Source organism: Microvirga massiliensis, assembly GCF_001006805.1.
Lineage (GTDB): Bacteria > Pseudomonadota > Alphaproteobacteria > Rhizobiales > Beijerinckiaceae > Microvirga > Microvirga massiliensis.
In genome coordinates this window covers 242,917-262,714 of the sequence record NZ_LN811351.1, presented here as the reverse complement: position 1 = coordinate 262,714, position 19,798 = coordinate 242,917, and the positions used below count along the sequence as shown (strand labels likewise).

At 65.8% G+C, this 19,798-nt stretch carries 22 protein-coding genes and 1 other RNA gene; 7 read left to right on the top strand and 16 right to left on the bottom strand.

Going from position 1 to position 19,798, the window contains the following annotated elements; all coding sequences use genetic code 11:
• Positions 1–151 precede the first annotated feature (151 nt).
• The gene (gene tehA, locus BN1233_RS06390; protein WP_082145219.1) at positions 152–1,174 is read left to right on the top strand and encodes a dicarboxylate transporter/tellurite-resistance protein TehA; all 1,023 of its coding nucleotides are present in this window, start codon (positions 152–154) and stop codon (positions 1,172–1,174) included.
• 36 nt (positions 1,175–1,210) lie between these two features.
• Here tehA and tolB read toward each other — a convergent pair whose 3' ends face one another.
• The 9 genes from tolB to BN1233_RS06345 all read right to left on the bottom strand — a co-directional run bounded on the left by tolB (position 1,211) and on the right by BN1233_RS06345 (position 8,773).
• A complete protein-coding gene (gene tolB / locus BN1233_RS06385) occupies positions 1,211–2,542 on the bottom strand; it encodes a Tol-Pal system beta propeller repeat protein TolB (protein WP_425311683.1) in 1,332 nt (443 codons plus the stop codon).
• A gap of 49 nt (positions 2,543–2,591) precedes the next feature.
• Positions 2,592–3,872 carry a cell envelope integrity protein TolA gene (gene tolA / locus BN1233_RS06380; protein ID WP_046862705.1) on the bottom strand — a complete coding sequence of 427 codons (1,281 nt, stop codon included), beginning with the start codon at positions 3,870–3,872 and terminating at the stop codon, positions 2,592–2,594.
• A 24-nt stretch (positions 3,873–3,896) separates the two neighbouring features.
• A complete protein-coding gene (locus BN1233_RS06375) occupies positions 3,897–4,337 on the bottom strand; it encodes an ExbD/TolR family protein (protein WP_425311694.1) in 441 nt (146 codons plus the stop codon).
• Positions 4,338–4,361: 24 nt separating this feature from the next.
• Positions 4,362–5,081 carry a protein TolQ gene (gene tolQ / locus BN1233_RS06370; protein WP_046862704.1) on the bottom strand — a complete coding sequence of 240 codons (720 nt, stop codon included), beginning with the start codon at positions 5,079–5,081 and terminating at the stop codon, positions 4,362–4,364.
• Between the two features lie 140 nt (positions 5,082–5,221).
• Positions 5,222–5,710: a tol-pal system-associated acyl-CoA thioesterase gene (gene ybgC / locus BN1233_RS06365; protein WP_046862703.1), complete on the bottom strand. Its 489-nt coding sequence runs from the start codon at positions 5,708–5,710 to the stop codon at positions 5,222–5,224.
• A complete protein-coding gene (gene ruvB, locus BN1233_RS06360) occupies positions 5,703–6,749 on the bottom strand; it encodes a Holliday junction branch migration DNA helicase RuvB (RefSeq protein WP_046862702.1) in 1,047 nt (348 codons plus the stop codon). The genes ybgC and ruvB overlap by 8 nt, the downstream gene beginning before the upstream one ends.
• Positions 6,750–6,790: 41 nt before the next feature.
• Entirely contained in the window at positions 6,791–7,408 is a 618-nt protein-coding gene (ruvA, locus tag BN1233_RS06355; RefSeq protein ID WP_046862701.1) for a Holliday junction branch migration protein RuvA, read from the bottom strand.
• Between the two features lie 111 nt (positions 7,409–7,519).
• Positions 7,520–8,026 (bottom strand): crossover junction endodeoxyribonuclease RuvC, encoded by a 507-nt coding sequence (gene ruvC / locus BN1233_RS06350; RefSeq protein WP_046862700.1) that lies wholly within the window; start codon positions 8,024–8,026, stop codon positions 7,520–7,522.
• Positions 8,027–8,773: a YebC/PmpR family DNA-binding transcriptional regulator gene (locus BN1233_RS06345; protein WP_046863137.1), complete on the bottom strand. Its 747-nt coding sequence runs from the start codon at positions 8,771–8,773 to the stop codon at positions 8,027–8,029.
• A 161-nt stretch (positions 8,774–8,934) separates the two neighbouring features.
• Here BN1233_RS06345 and BN1233_RS06340 point away from each other — a divergent pair, with 161 nt between their 5' ends.
• Complete coding sequence (locus BN1233_RS06340) at positions 8,935–9,858, top strand: serine hydrolase domain-containing protein (RefSeq protein WP_082145218.1); 924 nt, start codon at positions 8,935–8,937, stop codon at positions 9,856–9,858.
• Between the two features lie 2 nt (positions 9,859–9,860).
• Here the strand turns inward: BN1233_RS06340 and BN1233_RS06335 are convergent, their stop codons facing one another.
• From BN1233_RS06335 to BN1233_RS06310, 7 genes are all read right to left on the bottom strand, one after another.
• Positions 9,861–10,457, bottom strand: coding sequence for an exopolysaccharide biosynthesis protein (locus BN1233_RS06335; protein ID WP_046862699.1), 597 nt, complete (start codon positions 10,455–10,457; stop codon positions 9,861–9,863).
• 93 nt (positions 10,458–10,550) lie between these two features.
• Positions 10,551–11,243 (bottom strand): exopolysaccharide biosynthesis protein, encoded by a 693-nt coding sequence (locus BN1233_RS06330; protein ID WP_048709443.1) that lies wholly within the window; start codon positions 11,241–11,243, stop codon positions 10,551–10,553.
• A gap of 58 nt (positions 11,244–11,301) precedes the next feature.
• Positions 11,302–12,126, bottom strand: coding sequence for a TIGR00282 family metallophosphoesterase (locus BN1233_RS06325; RefSeq protein ID WP_046862698.1), 825 nt, complete (start codon positions 12,124–12,126; stop codon positions 11,302–11,304).
• A 13-nt stretch (positions 12,127–12,139) separates the two neighbouring features.
• Entirely contained in the window at positions 12,140–12,751 is a 612-nt protein-coding gene (locus BN1233_RS06320; protein WP_046862697.1) for a 5-formyltetrahydrofolate cyclo-ligase, read from the bottom strand.
• Between the two features lie 8 nt (positions 12,752–12,759).
• Positions 12,760–12,918: non-coding RNA, 6S RNA (ssrS, locus tag BN1233_RS44125), on the bottom strand.
• A 117-nt stretch (positions 12,919–13,035) separates the two neighbouring features.
• Positions 13,036–13,392, bottom strand: a complete 357-nt coding sequence (locus tag BN1233_RS06315; protein WP_046862696.1) for a cell division protein ZapA — start codon at positions 13,390–13,392, stop codon at positions 13,036–13,038.
• Positions 13,393–13,402: 10 nt separating this feature from the next.
• The gene (locus BN1233_RS06310) at positions 13,403–13,690 is read right to left on the bottom strand and encodes a DUF4164 family protein (RefSeq protein WP_046862695.1); all 288 of its coding nucleotides are present in this window, start codon (positions 13,688–13,690) and stop codon (positions 13,403–13,405) included.
• Between the two features lie 355 nt (positions 13,691–14,045).
• Here BN1233_RS06310 and BN1233_RS06305 point away from each other — a divergent pair, with 355 nt between their 5' ends.
• From BN1233_RS06305 to BN1233_RS06280, 5 genes are read left to right on the top strand one after another with little or no spacing between them, the layout of a single operon-like run.
• Positions 14,046–14,285 carry a hypothetical protein gene (locus tag BN1233_RS06305; protein ID WP_046862694.1) on the top strand — a complete coding sequence of 80 codons (240 nt, stop codon included), beginning with the start codon at positions 14,046–14,048 and terminating at the stop codon, positions 14,283–14,285.
• Positions 14,282–17,488, top strand: coding sequence for a formate dehydrogenase (gene fdh / locus BN1233_RS06295; RefSeq protein WP_082145217.1), 3,207 nt, complete (start codon positions 14,282–14,284; stop codon positions 17,486–17,488). The genes BN1233_RS06305 and fdh overlap by 4 nt, the downstream gene beginning before the upstream one ends.
• Positions 17,485–18,387 (top strand): 4Fe-4S dicluster domain-containing protein, encoded by a 903-nt coding sequence (locus BN1233_RS06290; RefSeq protein ID WP_082145216.1) that lies wholly within the window; start codon positions 17,485–17,487, stop codon positions 18,385–18,387. Before fdh ends, BN1233_RS06290 begins: the two co-directional genes overlap by 4 nt.
• A 3-nt stretch (positions 18,388–18,390) precedes the next feature.
• Positions 18,391–19,473, top strand: a complete 1,083-nt coding sequence (nrfD, locus tag BN1233_RS06285) for an NrfD/PsrC family molybdoenzyme membrane anchor subunit (RefSeq protein WP_048709441.1) — start codon at positions 18,391–18,393, stop codon at positions 19,471–19,473.
• On the top strand, positions 19,466–19,774 hold the full coding sequence (locus tag BN1233_RS06280; RefSeq protein ID WP_046862692.1) for a hypothetical protein: 309 nt from the start codon (positions 19,466–19,468) through the stop codon (positions 19,772–19,774). Before nrfD ends, BN1233_RS06280 begins: the two co-directional genes overlap by 8 nt.
• The last annotated feature ends 24 nt before the right edge of the window (positions 19,775–19,798 follow it).

Below are 19,798 nucleotides of genomic sequence, written 5' to 3'. Positions count from 1 at the left end.
TGCCGGAACAGCGGACGGGCTTGGGCCGATGAGCGGTCAATCAAAAAGGCTGAGTGCTTCGGCAGCAGCTGTGGTTCGTCGACACCCACCCGCCCGGAATGGCGCGCCTGCTCGACCTGCTTCGTCTCGACGTTCTGATTGAACGCAGGCCATGCCCAAAACCCCGCGGAAGCGGGTCGGTCCATCGGGGCCGATCACCGCTCGCTTCACCCTGCCAGCCGTCCCGGCGACTTTCTTCGGCATGGTCCTGGGCCTCGGCGGCCTCGGGAATGGCTGGCGCATGGCCGCACAGGTGTGGGGATTACCGGTATCGATCGGTGAGGCATTGTCCATCACGGCAGCCACGGTGTGGCTCGTTCTGCTGGTGCTGTACGCCCTGAAATGGGTGACCTCACGTGAAGAGGCGATTGCCGAACTCCAGCACCAGGTTCAAGCTCTCTTCATCGCGCTCGTTCCGGTCGCGACGCTGATGGCCAGTCTCGCGGTCGCTCCATACCTGCCTGACATCGCTTGGCTGATGCTGGTGATCGGCATTGCCAGTCAGGTCGCGTTCAGTGCCTGGGCGGTTGGCGAGCTCTGGCAAGGTGGACGGGACGCCGAGGCAACAACCCCTGCCCTCTATATGCCCACCGTGGGTGGCTGCTTCGTCAGCGCCATTGCGTGCGGCAGTTTCGGCTATCCCGAGATGGGCCTCCTTTTCTTCGGCGCGGGTTTTCTCTCGTTGGTGGTGCTGGAATCGGTCGTCCTGCACCGGCTCCTCACGCATGCGCTCCCCGTACGGCTGCGCGCCACGATGGGGCTCCACCTTGCCACGCCGGCGGTCGGCTGCGTAGCCTACCTGTCGGTGACGGACGGACCGCCGGACCGGTTCGTGCAGATGCTTTTCGGATATGCTCTGTTGCAGGCGCTGATCATGCTTCGCCTCGTGCCCTGGCTCCGCGAGCAGGCTTTCTCACCCGCCGCCTGGGCCTATACGTTCGGCGTCTCCGCTCTCCCGCTTGCGGCCTTGAGCTTCATCGAGCGGGGGCAGGCAGGACCGATAGACGGTCTCGCCCTGCCGCTCTTCATCGGCGCGAACCTCATCATCGGCTGGATCACCGTGAGGACGTTGGCACTCGCTTTTGCCGGTCAGCTCGTTCGTCCCGAGCCGTCCCGCAAATCGACCGTTCCGTGAACGGCGCCATGGGCGCCGCCCGCCATGGATCTGCTCCTACCGCGCATCGGCGAGGAGTGGAGACCAGGTCGGATCGGATGCAAAAGTCGGCGTCGGTACCGGCTGCTCGACCCGGCCCGTGATGTCCACCATGTAGAGCTTTCCGCCGGACTGGCCGCCGGGGTCCCGGAAGAACATGATGTATTGGCCGTTCGGCGCCCAGGTCGGGCTCTCGTTGTGGAAACCTTCCGTCAGGATGCGCTCTCCCGAGCCGTCCGGCTTCATGATGCCGATTGCGAAACCACCCGAGTGCCTCTTCGTGAACGCGATGTAGTCTCCGCGCGGCGACCACGCCGGCTGCGAATAGGAGCCGTCACCGAACGAAATGCGGCGTGGATTCGAGCCGTCTGCGCCCATCACGTAGATCTGCTGGGTGCCGCCGCGATCGCTTTCGAAAACGATCTCTCGCCCATCCGGGGAAAAGGATGGGGAGGTGTCGATCGCGTTCGTGCTCGTGAGCCGTGTGGTCGTGCGCGAGTTCAGATCCATGAGGAAGATGTTCGCGTTGCCGCCCTGCTGAAGGCTCATGACGATCCGCTGTCCATCGGGCGAGAAGCGCGGCGAGGACGTCATATCCGGGAAGTTGCCGACGACCTGACGCGATCCGGTATCGAGATTGATGATCTGCACGCGCGGCTGCTGGCCAGGGGGCTGAGCCATGTAAGTGATGTCCTGGGTCGCCGGCGAATAGCGCGGAGACACGACGAGCATTTCACCATGCGTGAGATAGCGGACATTCGCCCCATCCTGATCCATGATCGCAAGACGCTTGCGGCGGTTCTCCTTCGGCCCCGACTCGTCGACGAACACGACCCGCGTGTCGAAGAATCCACCGACGCCCGTGATCTTCGTGTAGACCGCATCCGAGATGATGTGGCCGACGCGACGCCAGAAGTTCGCATCCGTATAGTATTGCTGCCCGGCAATCTGCTGTCCGGCATAGACATCCCACAGGCGGAACTCCGCCTTCAGGCGGCCGGATGCATCCCGCGACACGCGACCGGTGATGAGCGCCTGTGCGCCGGCCGCGCGCCACGCCTCGAAGCGCGGTGCCACATCGAATGCGGGACGCTCCGGAAAACGCGACTTGTCGAGCGGCGCAAAATAACCGGAGCGCTGAAGATTGTTGGTGATGATGCCCGATACGCGCGCGCCGAGTTCGCCCTCTCCCGCGAAATCTGCAACGGCGATCGGCATCGGTTGAAACTGCGAGCCCGGTCCGACGCGCAGTGTCAATTGCGCGTGGGCTCCCGACAGGCCGGCCATTGTCAGAAAGAGCGTGCAGAGCGCAACGAGCAGCGTTCCTGCAGTCGAGCGAGCGAGCATCATGACATCCGTTTTGGGTTGAGGTGGTTCATCGCAGCAGATTCGAGCTGCTTCAGGTCTGCGCCGGATCGAATTCGATCAACCAGTATTTCCAGTCTTCGTAGAACGGCGCGAACCGGGCAGGAACGCGGTAGGGTGCGCATCGACGAACGGCGCGCAGGGCGGCATCCGCCACGGCCCGATCGATCGGCTTGCTACCGGCCCGCTGGATGCGCGGCTCTGTTGCGAGGCTGCCGTCGACATTGAAGCGCACGTCGAGAACCGGCATTTCGGCCGGCGTCGTCGCGGTGCCCGGCGGCGGCATGTAGCAACGCTCGATCTGCTCGCGGAAGATCCCCGCCAGCGCGTCGCGCATGCTCGGGTTCAGTTTCTGCGCTGTGCCAGTGGCGGTCCCGAGAGCTGCCGTCCGGTTGACCTCTGCCCCGGTCGCTCCGGACGAGGCCGCCTTCTCCTTGGACTGCAGAAGCTGACGGATATCGCTAGGGTCGAACTTTTCGGCGAGTTGGGCCTGCCGCTTGGCCTTCGCCTCAGCGGCCGCCTTGGCATCGGCAACACGCTTGGCTTCCGCCTTGGCCTTCGCCTCGGCAACACGCTTGGCTTCCGCTTCGGCCTCGGCTTTTGCCTTGGCCTCGGCAGCGCGCTTCGCTTCGGCCTCTGCCTTCTCCTTGGCTTCTGCGATGCGCTTCGCCTCGGCTTCGGCCTTGGCTTTCGCCTCCGCGACGCGACGTGCCTCCGCTTCGGCTTTCGCCTTGGCTTCGGCGCGGGCTTTTGCTTCAGCCTCCGCTTTTGCGATGGCCTCTGCCTCTTCTTTCTCCTGGGCGGCCTTCAGCGCGGCGGCTTTGGCTGCTGCTTCTGCCCGCGCCTTGGCCCCAGCCGCTCGCGCTTCGGCCTGAGCTTGCGCCTTGGCCTCGGCTGCTTTTGCCTCTGCCTCTGCCTTCTCGATGTCCCTCTGGATCTCCTCCGGTCTGGGCGGAGGTGGCGGAGGCGGCACCGCAGCCAGTTCCTCCTGGTCCTCGGCCTTTGCGTCGTCCGGTCTCGTCGGAGGCGCTGGCACGTCTCGCTGCGCCTCGCCGGGGTCACGAAGCTCGGCCTTCTCGGCGACGCGATCCACCCGCGGCTTCGGATCCGGCTGCGCCTGCTTGGCGTCCTCCTCACCCTTCGTGATCTGCGAGAACTGGTTCTCGGTCACGACCTCGACGGCGATGCCTTCCTGGGCATCGGGGAACTGCGGCGCCGAATAGGCGACAAGCCCTGCGATGAGGATGCCCGCATGGGCGGCCCCCGACAGCCAGAGCCCGGGCTCGGAGCGATTGAACTTGTGCCTCAACCCCACGTCGTGCGGCCCTGCGGAGCGAGATCAGCGCTGGTCGGGTTCCGTCACAAGCGCGACGCGCTTGTAGCCGGCAGCCGTTACGATCGACATCACCTGCGCCACCCGTCCATAGTCCACTTTCTTGTCTCCACGAACGAAGATCCGCTCATCGAATCCCTGCTTGGCCGTGCTCGCCAGCCGGCCGACGATCTCCTCGTCGCTGAGTTCAGTCTCGCCCAGAAAGACCTGTCCGCTCGCGCGGATGGAGAGGGTCACGGGCTTGGTGTCGACGTTGAGAGGAGCGGCCCGGGTCTGGGGAAGGTCGAGGGGCACGCCTGCGGTGAGCAGTGGCGCCGCAACCATGAAGATGATCAGGAGCACCAGCATGACGTCGATGAACGGCGTCATGTTGATCTCGTTGATCGGCCCCCCCCTGCGGGACCGGCGCCGTCGCCGCCCGCCGCCACCGCCCGATGCCATTCCAATTGCCCCTGCCATCTCGATCCTCCGTCACGCGGCAAGCGCAATGCGCTCGTCGATCTGGCGGGACAGAATGGCCGAGAACTCGTCGGCGAAAGCCTCGAGGCGGCCCTGCTGCTTGGCGACTTCGGACTGCAGCTTGTTGTAGGCGAGCACCGCCGGGATCGCGGCGAAGAGACCGATTGCGGTCGCAAAGAGCGCCTCCGCGATGCCGGGCGCGACGACCGCGAGGCTCGTGTTCTTCGATGCAGCAATCGAGGTGAAGGAATTCATGATGCCCCACACCGTCCCGAACAGGCCGATATAGGGACCTGCCGAGCCGATCGAGGCCAGGAAGAGAAGCCGGGACTCGAGGCGCTCGACCTCACGCTGGATGGTAACGTCGAGGACCTTGTCGATCCGTTGCGAGAGGCTCTGGAAGGAGCGGCCGGACCCTTCGAAGGAACGCTTCCACTCGCGCATCGCGGCGACGAACAGGGAGGCTAGACCGGTCGTGGGACGGCTCTCGAGACTGCGATAGAGCTCCTCGAGGGACTGCCCGGACCAGAACACCTCTTCGAATTTGTTCATGGCGCGCTTCGTGCGCGCGAAGAGCAGCGTCTTGTCGATGATGATGGCCCAGCACCACACCGAGGCACCGAGAAGGCCCAGCATGACGAGCTTCACGACGAAATGCGCCTGCCAGAACAAACCCCATAGGGTCATGTCGTGCGCAACGGGCGCGGCCTGAGCGAGATCGGCCGGATTCATGTTTGGTCCTCGTCTGCCGGCTCAGGAAACCGGTCGTTTCGTATCCCGAGGAGCGATGCCCCACTTTGTTTCCCGCTCGTTCGCCGCGGAATCTGTCGAAAGTATGGGCGCAGGGATCAGGCCGGGCCAGCTCTCGGAGACTACCTTAATCGCTCCGTAGGGTTAAGTTTCAGTTGAATGTCCGGGTTGAGGAGTTGTCGCAGGCCGTCGGGAATGCGGGCCGGACGCCCGCCGGCGAGCGTCGCGACGAGCACCGTGGCGGTGGTAATCGGCTCCTCCCCACACGTGATGCGCTGGTCCATCACGAGAGAGGCACCCCGCATCTCGACCGTGCGGGTCGCCACCACGAGAACGTCGTCCATCCGCGCAGGCCTGAGATAATCGATCGTCAGGCGGCGGACGGCGAAGATCATCCCCTCCCCGCCCGCATGCAGGTCTGACTGGGCAACGCCGGCGAGACGCAGGAAGTCGGTTCGCCCCCTCTCGAGGAAGCGGAGATAGCTCGCGTGATACACGGCGCCGGAAAAGTCCGTGTCTTCGTAATAGACCCGAACCGGAAGGCGGTGCGTGTCGCCGTCGAGCCAGCCGGCGAGTTCCCGCGACAAGTCCCTCGGGCCGGCGTCAGGCATCGTCGTCGCCGTTCTGGAACAGGCCGAACTGGACGACGTCCCGGTTCGGCTCCGGCAGCCCGAGATGCGCGAAGGCATGCGGGGTCAGGACCCGACCGCGCGGAGTGCGCTGCACGAATCCCTTCTGGATCAGGTAGGGCTCGATGATCTCCTCGATCGCATCCCGCGGCTCGGACAGCGCGGCGGCGATCGTTTCGATGCCGACCGGCCCTCCGCCGAAGGAGGACGCGATCGTCGTGAGATACTTGCGGTCCATGACATCGAGGCCGATCGGATCCACGTCGAGAAGGCGCAGCGCCCGGTCGGCGATCTCGCGCGTGATCTGTGTGGCTTCATCGACGATCGCGAAATCGCGCACCCGGCGCAGGAGCCGCCCGGCGATCCGCGGTGTCCCGCGGGCGCGACGGGCGATCTCGTTCGCTCCATCCTCGGTCATGCCGATGCCGAGGACCCGGGCAGCCCGCTTCACGATGAGTTCGAGCTCGTCGATCGTGTAGAATTCGAGGCGGATCGGAATTCCGAACCGGTCCCGCAGCGGCGTCGTCAGCAGCCCGGCACGGGTCGTGGCTCCGACCAGAGTGAAGCGGGGCAGCTCGATCTTCACCGAGCGTGCAGCGGGCCCCTCACCGATGATCAGGTCGAGCTGGTAATCCTCCATGGCGGGATAGAGAATTTCCTCGACCGCTGGATTGAGGCGGTGGATCTCGTCGATGAAGAGGACGTCCCGCTCTTCGAGATTGGTGAGCTGCGCGGCGAGATCGCCCGCCTTGGCGATCACGGGGCCGGAGGTCGACCGGAAATTGACGCCGAGCTCGCGCGCGACGATCTGCGCGAGCGTCGTCTTGCCAAGGCCGGGTGGGCCTACGAAGAGCACATGATCGAGCGCATCGCCGCGCACCTTCGCGGCGTCGATGAACACCTGGAGATTGGACCGCGCCTGCCGCTGGCCCACGAACTCGTCGAGGGCGAGCGGGCGCAGGGAAGTGTCGGAGTCGTCCTGTCTCTTCTCGGGAGAGACCAGGCGGCGGGGATTGTCCAAGCGAATATCCTCGGGAAGAGCCTAATTTAGGATTGATTGCGTCAGCGCGCCAATTCGCGCAGGCCGAGCCGGATGAGCGTCTTCGCCTCGGCCTCGTCTCCCACCTGCTTGAGAGCGGCCGCCACTGCGGCGGAGGCCTGAGCCTGAGCATAGCCGAGATTGACGAGGGCGGAGACCGCATCCGATGCCGGCGCCGGAATCCCGCCGGCCTCCACTCCGCCGGAAAGCCGGATGAGGGTCGGGTCGACCGGCGCGAAGGCAGGGGCGCGATCCTTCAGTTCCGACACGATACGCTGAGCGAGCTTCGGTCCTACGCCGGGAGACCGGGCGACGCTCGCCTTGTCCGATGTCGCGATCGCCGTCGCCAGGCTTCCGGGATCGAGCACGGAGAGGATCCCGAGAGCCACCTTCGCCCCCACGCCCTGGACGCTCTGCAACATGCGGAACCATTCGCGCTCGGCATCGGACCGGAAGCCGAACAGGCGGATCATGTCTTCCCGGACCTGCGTCTCGATCGAGAGCACCGCGGCCTCGCCGACCGGCGGCAGGTTCTGCAAAGTCCGGGACGAGCAATGCACGACGTAACCAACGCCCTGGACATCGATGATGACGAAGTCGTCCCCGTAACTATCGACGAGGCCTTTCAGTTTTCCGATCACACCCAGCTCTCCGGTCCCGGACCTCTGTAGAGCCTTTTTACCTTTGGCGGAACCGAGCGCTCAGAAGCGGTTGCACGCACTCACGCCGCATGATCACCTTTGTCGGGTGGTTCAGGCGAGACGGCTGAGCGTCCTCGCATTGCGGTGATGCGCGTGCGTGACCGCAATCGCCAGGGCGTCTGCAGCGTCGTCGGATTTCGGATCGGCCTTCGGGAGCAGGATGCGGACCATGGCGCGGATCTGCGTCTTCTCCGCATGGCCCGACCCGACGACCGTCTTCTTGACGAGGTTCGGTGCATATTCTGCGACCTCGAGCCCTGAGAGAGCCGAGACGAGAAGCGCGATCCCTCGCGCATGGCCGAGCTTCAAGGTCGCCTGCGCATCCTTGTTGACGAAGGTCTCCTCGACGGCCACTTCGTCCGGCCCATAAGTCGCGAGCACCTCCATGAGTCCGTGGTGCAGCTCGCACAGTCGTTCCGCAAGAGACAGCTTGTCGTTCGATTTCACGGTTCCGCAGCCCACGAAACCGAGCTTCGTTCCCTCGATCGTGATCACGCCCCACCCCGTTCGGCGCAGGCCCGGATCGACTCCGAGAATTCGTGTCGCCGGCGCGCGCACCTACGATGCCATCTTCTGCAGCACGGCCTCGGAGAGCTCGAAATTCCCGTAGACGTTCTGGACGTCGTCATGCTCCTCGAGGGCTTCCATGAGGCGCAGAAGCTTCTCGCCGGCCTCGTCGTCGACCGGGACCGTATTCTGGGCGCGCCAGACGAGCTTCGAGGCGCGCGGCTCCCCGAAGCGCGCTTCCAGAGCCTTGGTGACCTCGCCGAGTTGCGACTGTTCACAGATCACGTCGTGCCCGTCATCCGTCGAGGCGACGTCGTCGGCGCCGGCCTCGATCGCCGCCTCGAGCATCGTATCCGCGTCGGCCACCTCCGGAGCGAAGGAGACGAGCCCGACTCGGTCGAACATGAAGGAAACCGCCCCGGTTTCCGCCATGTTGCCGCCGTTCTTGGTAAAATACGAGCGGATGTCGGAGGCCGTCCGGTTACGGTTGTCGGTCATCGCCTCGACGATGAGCGCGGCGCCGCCCGGGCCATAGCCCTCGTAGCGGATCTCCTCGTAGCTCTCACCCTCGCCTCCGGTCGCCTTGTTGATGGCACGCTGGATGTTGTCCTTCGGCATGTTCTCGGCGCGGGCTGCAAGCATCGCGGCGCGAAGGCGCGGGTTCATCGCCGGGTCGGGCGTGCCCAACTTGGCCGCGACGGTGATTTCCCGTGCGAGCTTCGAGAATAGGCGGGAGCGCTGGGCGTCCTGGCGCCCTTTGCGATGCATGATGTTCTTGAATTGCGAATGTCCAGCCATCGAAGGCTCCATGGGTCGAGGCGGCACGCCCTCTTCAGAAGGGTGGCCCGACGACTGCAGGTGACGAAGAGGTGCCGGGGTTATAGAGCCCGCGCCCTCGCCCCGCCAAGAGGCCCGACCAAGATCCAGTAGGAGGCGTTGATGCCCGAGAAGCCAAACGTATGAGGGACACCGCAGCAATCCTGGCAGGTTTAGATGCGGAAACGCTCATCGCCGGGCTCGAAGGCCCGGACGAAGGCGGATTCGGCTCGCTGCCGGACCGGCCTGCTCCGTGGTGGAGCTTCACGAAGACCGTGCTCGCAGCTGCCGCCCTGGCCCTCGTGCGGGATGGCAGGCTGAATCTCGACAGTTTGCACGGTCGCCCCTTCTCCCTGCGGCAGCTCCTGCAGCACACGGCCGGTCTTCCGGATTACGGCGGGTTGGAGGACTACAAGGCGGCCCTTGCCCACCATGACGAGCCCTGGCCTATGGAGGAAATGCTGGCCCGGGCCGATGCGGCGACGCTCCTGTTCCTACCGGGTCGGGGCTGGTCCTACTCCAATATCGGCTATCTGCTCGTCGGCCGCATCCTGGAGGAAGCGACAGGCGAGAACCTTGCGGATGCCCTCCGGCATCTCGTGTTCGACCCTCTGGATCTCGAGAGTGTCTGCCTTGCGCAAGTCCCCGCCGATCTCGACGATACCTCCTGGGGCAATGCGCGGCGCTACCATCCCGGCTGGGTCTATCACGGCCTCCTTGTCGGATCGCCTCGCGAGGCTGCGCGCCTGCTCCACCGGTTGCTCCTCAGGGATTTCCTGCCCCACGACCTGCGCCGCGCCATGCTCGACCTCCATGTGGTGGGCGAGCCCATTCCGGGGCGTCCGTTTCGCCAGCCGGGCTATGGGCTCGGAGTCATGGGAGATAGCGGCCGACCGCAGGGGCCGATCGTCGGACACACCGGCCAAGGGCCGGGAAGCACGTGCGCGATTTACCATGCGGGCTCCGGAAGCCGGGTCCGCACCGTCGCGGTGTTCCGGCCGGCCGACGGGCCGGACGCGCAGGGTACTCTCGAGAATCTGACTTTCGAACTCCTCGAGCGCGACTGATTTCAGGCCCTCACCAACCAATCTATCGCTTGCAGGACGAGGCCTGCGGCCGCAAAGGCCACGGCGAGCCCGGAGATGCTGCAGAGGATCCCGATCAGTACAAGGAGGCCGTCACGAGCGATCAGCCCCATCCCCATGAGCATGATGCCGATAGCTGGCAGCACGTTCGTACCGGGTATGGGCAGGATCACGATGGCTGCCGCGAGCACCGCGAAGAGGCCGAAGACTCTGCGCCCGATCGATCCGGTCAGGATCGGCAGGCGAGCGCGGCTTCTTGCTTCGAGCCGATCCAGGACGGGACCGGCCCGCGCCATCAGCCGTTCGATAGCCGCCTTTGGGATCGCCTTGTCGAGAAGACTCTGCGGAAGCCATGGCTCTTCTCGATCGAGAAGGAGTTGCACGCCGAAGAGGGCAACCGGCCCCACTGAGATCCCGGCCAATACCGGTGGGGCCAAGAAGGCATTCGGCAAAAGGAGCAGTACGACAAGGAGGGTTAGAGCCTCCCGACCGAAGCTTGCGAGGACTTTCCGAACCGTGACCGCATCGATGGTTTCGGCAAGAACACGGGAGAGACGTTCACTGATCCTCTCGAACGCCATGCAAGGCCTCACTCAAGAGGGCTCGACCCGCTCGCGCGAGATCAGGACGAGGAGAGCCGCCGGTCCCGTCGCAGGTGGTTCCACTCACCGGCATCAAGAGCCGAACCAGCCCGTCAGCGCGGCTTCGACGAGATGGAAAGCGGCGCCGGTCACAGTCGCCGTGTAGGCCAGCCCGGCAAGGCCAACGAGAAGCCCTCCGAGAAGAAGAATGCCATCCTCCTCCATGACGGCCACGGAGGCGATCACCAGGGCGAGCGACGGCGGGAAGTTCGTTCCCGGAAAAGGGATCAGGACCGAGACCGCCACGAGAATGGCGAAAAATCCCATGAGCCGATCCCCCGTCGGCCCGAAGGCCCAAGTGTAGCGGGGGCGGCAATAGGCTTCGAGCTTCTTGAGACGCGGCTCCGCGACGTCGATGACGCGGCGGAACGTGGCAACCGAGATGCTGCGCCTGAGAATGAAAGCAGGAAGCCAGGGCCGGCTATGGCCGAGCATCATCTGGATCCCAAAGATCAGCACCGGCGTCCCCACGATCCCGGCTACGCCCGGCGGCGCGGGCACGCAGTTCGGCAGGCTGAACAGGATCAGCAGGAAGCCGAAGGCGCGGTCGCCGAAGGCCTCGACGATCTCGCGGATCGTGATGTTCTCGCCGCGGCTGGCTTCGACGACCTCCCGCAGCACCGTGGACACGCTCTGGTGCCCTTCTCCCGTTGCGACCTGCTCGACCTCGGCTGCCCGATCGGACTTGCGGCTTCGTCTGGTTACGGTTCCGGTCTCGACCTGCACCCGATACTCCTGGTTCCGCGCCTAGATGGGCAGCGTCGATGCCTGCGTGTAGAGCGACTCACCGCTCCCAGAATGTCGGAACGGATTCCGCGAGCCAGGGGCCGAGGCGGACGGCGGCGACGTGTCGCGCAAGGCCTGTCGCGTCGTCGGTCTCGACGGCGATCCCGGACAGCGTTCCCGCCCCGAGGGCCGGCTCCATGCGCGGTCCCGGAGTCTTTTGCAGGAAGCGGCGCATCGACTCCTCTTTCTGCATTCCGAGCACGGAATCGTAGTCGCCGCACATGCCGGCATCCGACAGATAAGCCGTGCCGCCGGCCAGAATCCGATGATCGGCTGTCGGAACATGGGTGTGCGTCCCGACCACGAGGCTGACCCGTCCGTCGAGATAGTGCCCGATGGCCTCCTTCTCGCTCGTGGCCTCCGCGTGGACATCGACGATCACGGCATCGGCCACACGGCCGAGGGGACAGGCTTCGAGTTCTCGATCCAGAGCCGCGAACGGGTCGTCGAGCGGATCCATGAACAGCCGCCCCATCACGCTGATGACGAGCACCCGCTGGCCCGATCGGGTGTCGATGAGAGTCGCTCCCCGTCCCGGCGTTCCCGGCGGGTAGTTCGCGGGCCTCAGGAGACGCCGCTGCCGCTCGATGAAGACGAGCGCCTCGCGCTGATCAAAGGAGTGATTGCCGAGCGTGATCGCATCGGCGCCCGCCCCGAGGACCTCCTCACAGATCACCTCCGTGATCCCGAACCCGCCGGCCGCGTTCTCGCCATTGATCACGACGCAGTCGAGCTGCCAGCGCTCCCGCAGCTCCGGGAGGCGCTCGATGACGGCGGTGCGTCCGGGCCGGCCGACGATATCGCCGAGGAACAAAAGGCGCATGAGGAGCTCGGTTTCAGATCGTTGGGGTATCCCGGAGGCCGTGCGGCGAGGCCGCAGGTCGGACGACTTCGCGCTCGGTGATGATGAGGTCGAGGAGCTGGTCGTGGGGTTCGACCGGCACCCTGTCGACCTCCTGCACCGAAAAGGCAAGCCCGATCGCGGTCACGTGCCCATGCCGGGAGAGGTCGCCGAGGGCCTGATCGTAATAGCCTTTTCCGTAGCCCAAACGCCCGCCTCTCCGATCGAAAGCTGCAAGCGGCACGAGGCAGACCCGCGGGTCGATGATCGGGGCGGTATCGGGAGGCTCGCTCAGCCCGAAGCCTCGGGACTCGAGCGCATCTCCAGGCGTCCAGCGGCGGAACACCTGCCGGCCTCGATCGACGACCGGAAGACACAGTTCGAGACCGCGCTCGTGGAGCTGCCAGAGGAGATCACGGCAATCGATCTCGCTGCGGATGGGCCAGAACCCGCTGACCGGGCCAGTATCGAGATCGGGAAGCGCCAAAGCAGCTGCGGTGATCGCAGCGGAGGCCCGTGCCCGCCATGGCGCGTCGAGGCCGTCGCGCCTCTGCAGCGCGGCCCGGCGAAGAGCCGCCTTGATTTGGGAAGGTTCGGATTCGGCCATGAATTCAGTGCGGAGCCACGATGGCCGTTGGAGAATCGATCCCGGGAAACCTACAACGTAGGTGGGCGCCGTGTGTCCCGGTCCACGAACCAGGACAGGTACAGCTCCCGAGAGGATCGATAAGGCCCCGGGGAATAAAGAACTCCTGACGCACCCCGCAGCCCCGCATTCGCAATGTAGGGCCTGGAGTGAGTCGGGGGAAGGGGCATGGCGTGAGAGAAGCGATTTGCAGGCGCGCAAATTTTAGATGAGCCGGGCGACCCGCCTCCCGCACAGACGCAAACCTACCCACCCCCGCTCGTCCCGAATGCCCGCGCGAGCCGTTCCAGGCGCTCGGCGACGCGGTTGATGCTTTCGGCCACGCGCGCCTCGACGGCACCATTCTGATCCTTTTCGGGGCCTGCCTGCTTTTGCTCTCCTTCGAGCGCCTCGATCCTGCGTTTCGCCTCGCCGAGTTCGTCGGCGATCGCGATGGCCGCCATCACCATGAGGCGCATGTCGCCGATCTCGCCGAAGGCCTGCCGCATCTCTCCGATCTTGGCGTCATAAAAGGCAGCGAGCCTCTCGAGATGCTGCTCCTCCCCCTCTCCGCATGCGATCCGGTAGGTTCGATCTGCGATATTGACGGTCACCTGTGGCATGCGCCCCTCATCACTCGCGCTCGCCGTCACCGGTCTCGTCCAGGACGCTCTCGATGGCAGCGGAGGCCCGCTCCACTCGCTCCGAGACATCAGCGGCAGCCGCCTCGGCCCGCTGCAGGCGCGCCAGCATGCCGTCGAGTTCGAGAGCGAGCCGTGCGCGATCGTCCTGCATGATCTGCAGTTCGGTTTCGAGATCGCCCCGGCGTTTATCCGCCTCGAGGCGTCTCATCACGGTGACCTCGAGCAAGCCGAGTGAGCCTTCGAGCCGCCGCATGGCTTCGTCGAGCGCTGATGTCATCGAACCTCCGGAATCGGTCAGAACCTAGGCTGCGATCCACGATCGGGCAATTGCATCGGCTTGCGATCCCAGGACGATCGCATTCGGATTTCCGCGACCTTGGCGAGGAGGTGACGAGATAGGTGTCATCCCATCAGGCTCGCCCTCCATCTTGCCCTACGCGGGCTCGCGCGCAGCCCTCCGCGAAGGCGCACATGAAGCTCAAGAGACAGGCGTGGAACTGCACAGGACCAAGCAGCAGGCACACCCGCGAGCAGATGTCGTGGCTCGGAATGCCGTCCTCGATTCCAATTCCGTCGAGGAACCATCGGCGTAACGGATCGTTGCGGAGCTATCGCGACGGGGACGGGGCTGCATGCAGCAGATCGAGGGTATCGTGACGGTGGTTCAGGAAGGCCGCTTCCGGCTCGTGACGCCGGACGGCCGGTCGAAGCTGTTCCTCCTTGCGTCTGACGCCGATCTCGAGCCGCAGGATTTGCCCGGGCTCCAGCACGCGCAAACTCCCGTCGTCGTACATTTTACTGACGCCGAGCACATCCTCGCGGGCGTCGCCCATCGCCTCACCGAGGCTCAAGCCATGGGAGAGCCGAGATGACCATCAAGCGCCGCGGCCTTGCCGACACCGTGGCCGGCTTCCTGCGCGACTGGTCGCTGCCGCGCCAGCTCGCTGGCCAGGACCATCGCCGTGATGCCGCCCGCAGCACCATGTCGGAAGGCTTGCGGCCGCGCTTGGAGGAGGCCGACCGGGTCGGCACGAGCATCTGCCCCTATTGCGCGGTCGGCTGCGCCCAGCTGTTGTACGCCAAGAACGGCAAGCTCATCCACGTAGAGGGCGACCCGCGCAGCCCCATCAACCAGGGCACCCTGTGCCCGAAGGGCGCCGCCACATTCGGGCTCCTCGCCAACCCGAACCGCCTCACCAAGGTGAAGTACCGCGCCCCCTATGCTACGGAATGGGAGGAGAAGCCGCTCGCCTGGGCCATGGAGCGCATCGCGCAATTGGCCAAGCGCACCCGCGACGAGACCTTCGTGCACAAGCTGCCGAGTGGCGACATCGTCAATCACACGCTCGGCATGGCCAGCCTCGGCGGTGCTACCCTCGACAATGAGGAGAACTACCTCATCAAGAAGGTGTTCGGGGGCGGGCTCGGCTTGGTGTGGATCGAGAACCAGGCCAGGGTCTGACACTCCTCCTCGGTGCCCAGTTTGGGCACCTCCTTCGGACGTGGCGCCGCCACCCTGGCGCAGTGGGATCTTGCCAATTCCGACTGTGTCGTCGTGATGGGTTCGAACATGGCCGAGGCCCACCCGATCGCCTTTCGCTTCGTCATGCAGGCGAAGGAGAAGGGCGCGACGGTCATCCACGCCGACCCACGCTTCACGCGCACCTCGGCCATGGCCGACATCTACGCCCCTGTTCGGGCCGGGACGGATATCGCCTTCCTGGGCGGCATCATCAACTACATCCTCCAGAACGACCTGTGGTTCAGGGAATACGCCCTCAACTACACCAACATCGCCACCATCATCACCGACGAATTCAAGGATGCTGACGAGGGCGACGGCGTGTTCTCGGGCTGGGACGAGGAGAAGCAGTCATACCAGGGCGACTCCTGGCAGTACGAGGGCATGACGGTGCCCTCTGCCCTTGCCGAGCATTACCTCGACTCCTCGGAATCCTTCAGCGAGGGCAGCCAACGCCTCACGGAGCGCCCGCCTTCGGAGGACAAGACACTCCAACACCCACGCTGCGTTTACCAAATCCTCAAGCGCCACTACGCCCGCTATACGCCCGAGATGGTCGAGCGCGTCACCGGCTGCCCCAAGGAGACCTTCGTCAAGGTGGCCGAGGCGCTGGCGAAGAATTCCGGCGCCGAGCGCACCGGCGCCTTCTGCTATGCGGTAGGCTGGACGCACCATTCCACCGGCGTGCAGATGATCCGCGCTGCCGCCATCATCCAGGGGCTTCTCGGCAATATCGGGCGTCCGGGCGGGGGTATCCTGGCGCTACGGGGTCACACCTCCATCCAGGGCTCGACCGACATCCCGACCCTCTACAACATGCTGCCGAACTACCTTCCGCAGCCGCACGCTGGCCGGCCGCACGACACGCTCGAGGAGTATCTCAAGGTTGAAACCGTGCCGACCGGCTGGTGGCACAACTTCCCCAAATACTTCATCAGTCTCCTCAAAGCCTGGTACGGCGACGCCGCGACCCCAGCCAACGAATTCGGTTACCAGTGGCTGCCGAAGATCGTCGCTGACCATTCGCAATTGCCGATGACCATGGCAATCCACGATGGGCTGATCCGCGGGCTCTTCCTCATGGGCCAAAATCCGGTGATCGGCGGCAGCAACTCCGACATGATCGAGGAGGGCCTTGGCAAGCTCGACTGGCTCGTCGTGCGCGAAATCGCCGAGACCGAGAGTGCCAGCTTCTGGAAGGACGGCCGGCTCGTGCGGAACGGCAAGGCACGCCCGGAGGAGATCGGCACGGAGGTCTTTCTCATGCCCGGATCGCTCGCGGGTGAAAAGGCCGGCACCTTCACGAACACCCATCGTCTCGTCCAGTGGCATGACCAGGTTGTCGAGGGGCCGGGCGACAACCGCTCCGAGCTGTGGTTCGTCTACCACCTTGGTAGGCGTCTGAAGGAGCTTTACGCGGACAGCACGGAACCAGGTGACGAGCCGCTCCGACGGATCACGCTCGACTACCCGATGATGGACGAGCGCGGCGAGCCGGATGCCGAGGCAGTGCTCAGGGAGATCAACGGCTATACGGTCGCCGACCGCCGGCAGCTCGCCGAATTCACGGAGCTCAAGGACGATGGCTCCACCGCCTGCGGCAGCTGGATGTACTGCGGCGTGTTCCCGAAGGAGAACCACAACCAGGCCCGCTCTCGTAAGCCCGACGGCCCTGACGGCCCCGGCACCCATCTTGGCTGGGCCTTCGCCTGGCCCGCCAACCGCCGCACCCTCTACAACCGGGCGTCTGCCGATCCCGCCGGCAAGCCGTGGTCGGAGAAAAAGAAACTCGTCTGGTGGGACGAGGAAAAGGAGAAGTGGATCGGCACGGACTCGATCGACTTCGAGGAGAAGAAGCGGCCGGACTACAGGCCCGATTGGTCAGGTAAGGTCACCGGGACGGAGGCGATCGGCGGCGACGACCCCTTCGTCATGATGGCGGATGGGCGCAGCGCCCTCTTCGTTACGGCTGGACTCAAGGACGGGCCGCTGCCGACTCATTACGAGCCGATCGAGTCGCCAGTCCATAACCCGCTCTACGGCCGCCAGAGCAGCCCGGTGGCAAAGAAATACAGGCGCGACAACAATCCCCTGCACGAGGTCGGCGACCCACGCTTCCCCTACGCGCTGACGAGCTACCGCCTGACCGAACACCATTCCGGCGGCACCCCGACCCGCATCGTGCCAACCACGGCGGAGCTGCAGCCCGAGGGTTTCGCCGAGATACCCCCGGAGCTCGCCCGCGAACTGGGCATTGAGAATCTCGACTGGGTGGTGCTGTCGACCGCCCGCGGCGAGGTCGAGACGCGCGCGCTCGTCACCGAGCGGCTACGCCCGTTCCAGCTCGGCGGCCAGCGCGTCTACCAGATCGGCATGCCCTGGCATTACGGGTGGAAGGGCTATGCCACCGGCGACATCATGAACGTGCTGACGGCGGTGGTGGGCGACGTCAACACCTCGATGCACGAAAACAAGGCGCTCACCTGCAACCTGCGCAAGGGACGGCTGGCGCGGCAGGGCGGCCCCGCGCCCCGTGAGGAGCCCGCTCCATGAACGTCCACCCTCGCGCTCTCGACTATTCCGAATCCCTGTTCGACCACGTCATCCCGGACGAGGCGGAACTGACGGCCGGTGCCGTCGTCGAGCCAGGAAAATCGTATGGCTTCTTCACCGACACGACCCTGTGCATCGGCTGCAAGGCATGCGAGGTGGCGTGCAAGGAATGGAACGCGCTGCCGGCCGATCATGTCGGGCTCACGGGGATGAGCTACGACAATACCGGCGACCTCGGCGCCAACACTTGGCGCCACGTGCTCTTCGTCGAGAAGATCGGCCACGACGGCGCGCGTGCCACCGAGATGGCGCCGTTCCAGAGCAATTGGCTGATGATGAGCGACGTCTGCAAACACTGCAGCCCGGCGCCATGCCTCGAGGCCTGCCCGACCGGCTCGATCTTCCGCACCGAGTTCGACACTGTCGTCGTCCAGCAAGATATCTGCAATGGGTGTGGGGCGTGCGTCCCGGCCTGCCCATTCGGAGTCGTCGAGCTCGATACGGACGACGGCAAGGCGCACAAATGCACGCTCTGCTACGACCGCCTCAAGGGTGGGCTCGAGCCGGCCTGCGCCAAAGCCTGCCCGACCGACTCGATCCAATTCGGTGAGGTGGACGAGCTTGTCGCACGGGCCGAGCGCCGCGTCGACGACTTGCGCGGGCGCGGCGTCGGCACCGCCTATCTCTATGGCGCGCCTGGGCACGCGGGTGCGAGCGGCGGCCTCGACCGCCTCAACGCCTTTTTCCTCCTCACCGACGAGCCGGAAGTCTACAACCTGCCGCGCGCCCCGACCCGTCCCGCCGACCGGGTTCCGCCCTCGCTCGGCGCCGGCATCGCCGCCGTCGTGGGCCTCGCGGCGGCCGCCTTCGGCCTCCTCTCGGCGCGCGAGCGGAGCTGAGCCGTGCTCGACCGCACCAACGCACACCCTCCGTCCCCGCCCGTCGAGGGCCACTCCGCCGTCCGCTACGATGGCACGAGCTACTACGGCATGCCGGCCCTGAAGCCATCGCCGTGGAGCTGGAAGGTCACTCTCTACATGGCGATCGCGGGGACATCCGGCGGCGCGCAGGTTATCGCTTCGGTCGTCCGTGCTGGCGGCGGGAGAGACATGCGCGGCGTCGTCCGCGCGGGCCGTACCATCGGCCTCGCCGGAACGCTCGTCGGAGCCCCGCTCCTGATCATGGACCTGAAGACGCCGCATCGCTGGTACAACATGCTGCGCATCTTCCGGCACACGTCGCCTTTGTCGATCGGCAGCTTCGTCCTGACGGGATTCGGCGCCTTCAGCGCCGCGACTGCGGCTGGCGCATGGGCCCCGGACGGGACGCGCTGGGGACGCGCGGTCGGCGCGGTCGCCGACCTCGCGCAAGGCCCTGCCGCCGTGACGGGCGCGCTGATGACGACCTACACGGCCTCGCTCCTGTCGGGCACCTCGACGCCGCTGTGGGCGTCGGCCACTCAGTCCATCGCGGTGCAGTTCGCAAGCTCCGGCATCGCCTCCGGCGCGGCGGCGCTGTCGCTCGTCGAGCGCGCCGCAGGTCGGGCGCGGAGCGCCGACCGCCTCGATCGCCTCGCTTTCCTAGCCACGGCCACGGGTCTTGCGGCGTCCATGCTGTCCAAGCGGCGCTACCGGGAGGAGAAGGTGGACGCGGTGTTGAGCCGGACGCCAGAAGGCCGCCTCGATACCGCCGCCAAGGTGGTCGGCTACGGTGTGCCGCTCGCGTGCCACGCCCTCAACGCCTTGGCCAGGCGGCCGTCTCTCGCGCTCTCCATGATCGCCGCTATGGGAACGTTGGCGGGCGGCTTCATGATGCGCCATGCCATCAAGCAGGCAGGCGATGCCACGGCGATCTGGCCGACCGATTACCTCGGCTTCGCGCAGCCGCGCCGGCTCCCGCCGGCGGAGCGTCCGCAGGCGCTGCCCCTGCGGCGCTCGGGCAAGCCCGTGGCGCGAGCCATCATGCCGGATGACCGCCATGCGTGACGATGACCTCCGCCTCGGCCTGGAGGCTCTCCGCATTCTCGACCAGCTCATCGACGAGAAGCCGCGCGAGGAGGCGCATCAGCGCATGTCGGAAGTCATGCGGCTCCTGGTGCGCTGGCGCGACGACCTTATCGCCCGTCGGCGCGCGGGAGAGGAGAGGCCGGAGCTGCGCGAGGCCCTGGACCAGGTGAACGGCGTCATGAGCCTCGCTTTCGGCGCGCAGTTCCCGGTGGTCGGGGTCAAGTGGCAACGCATGGAGAAGACGCGTGACGCCCTGCGCGAGATCATGCGGCACGCCTGACCGCGGGCACGGCACCACAAAGAG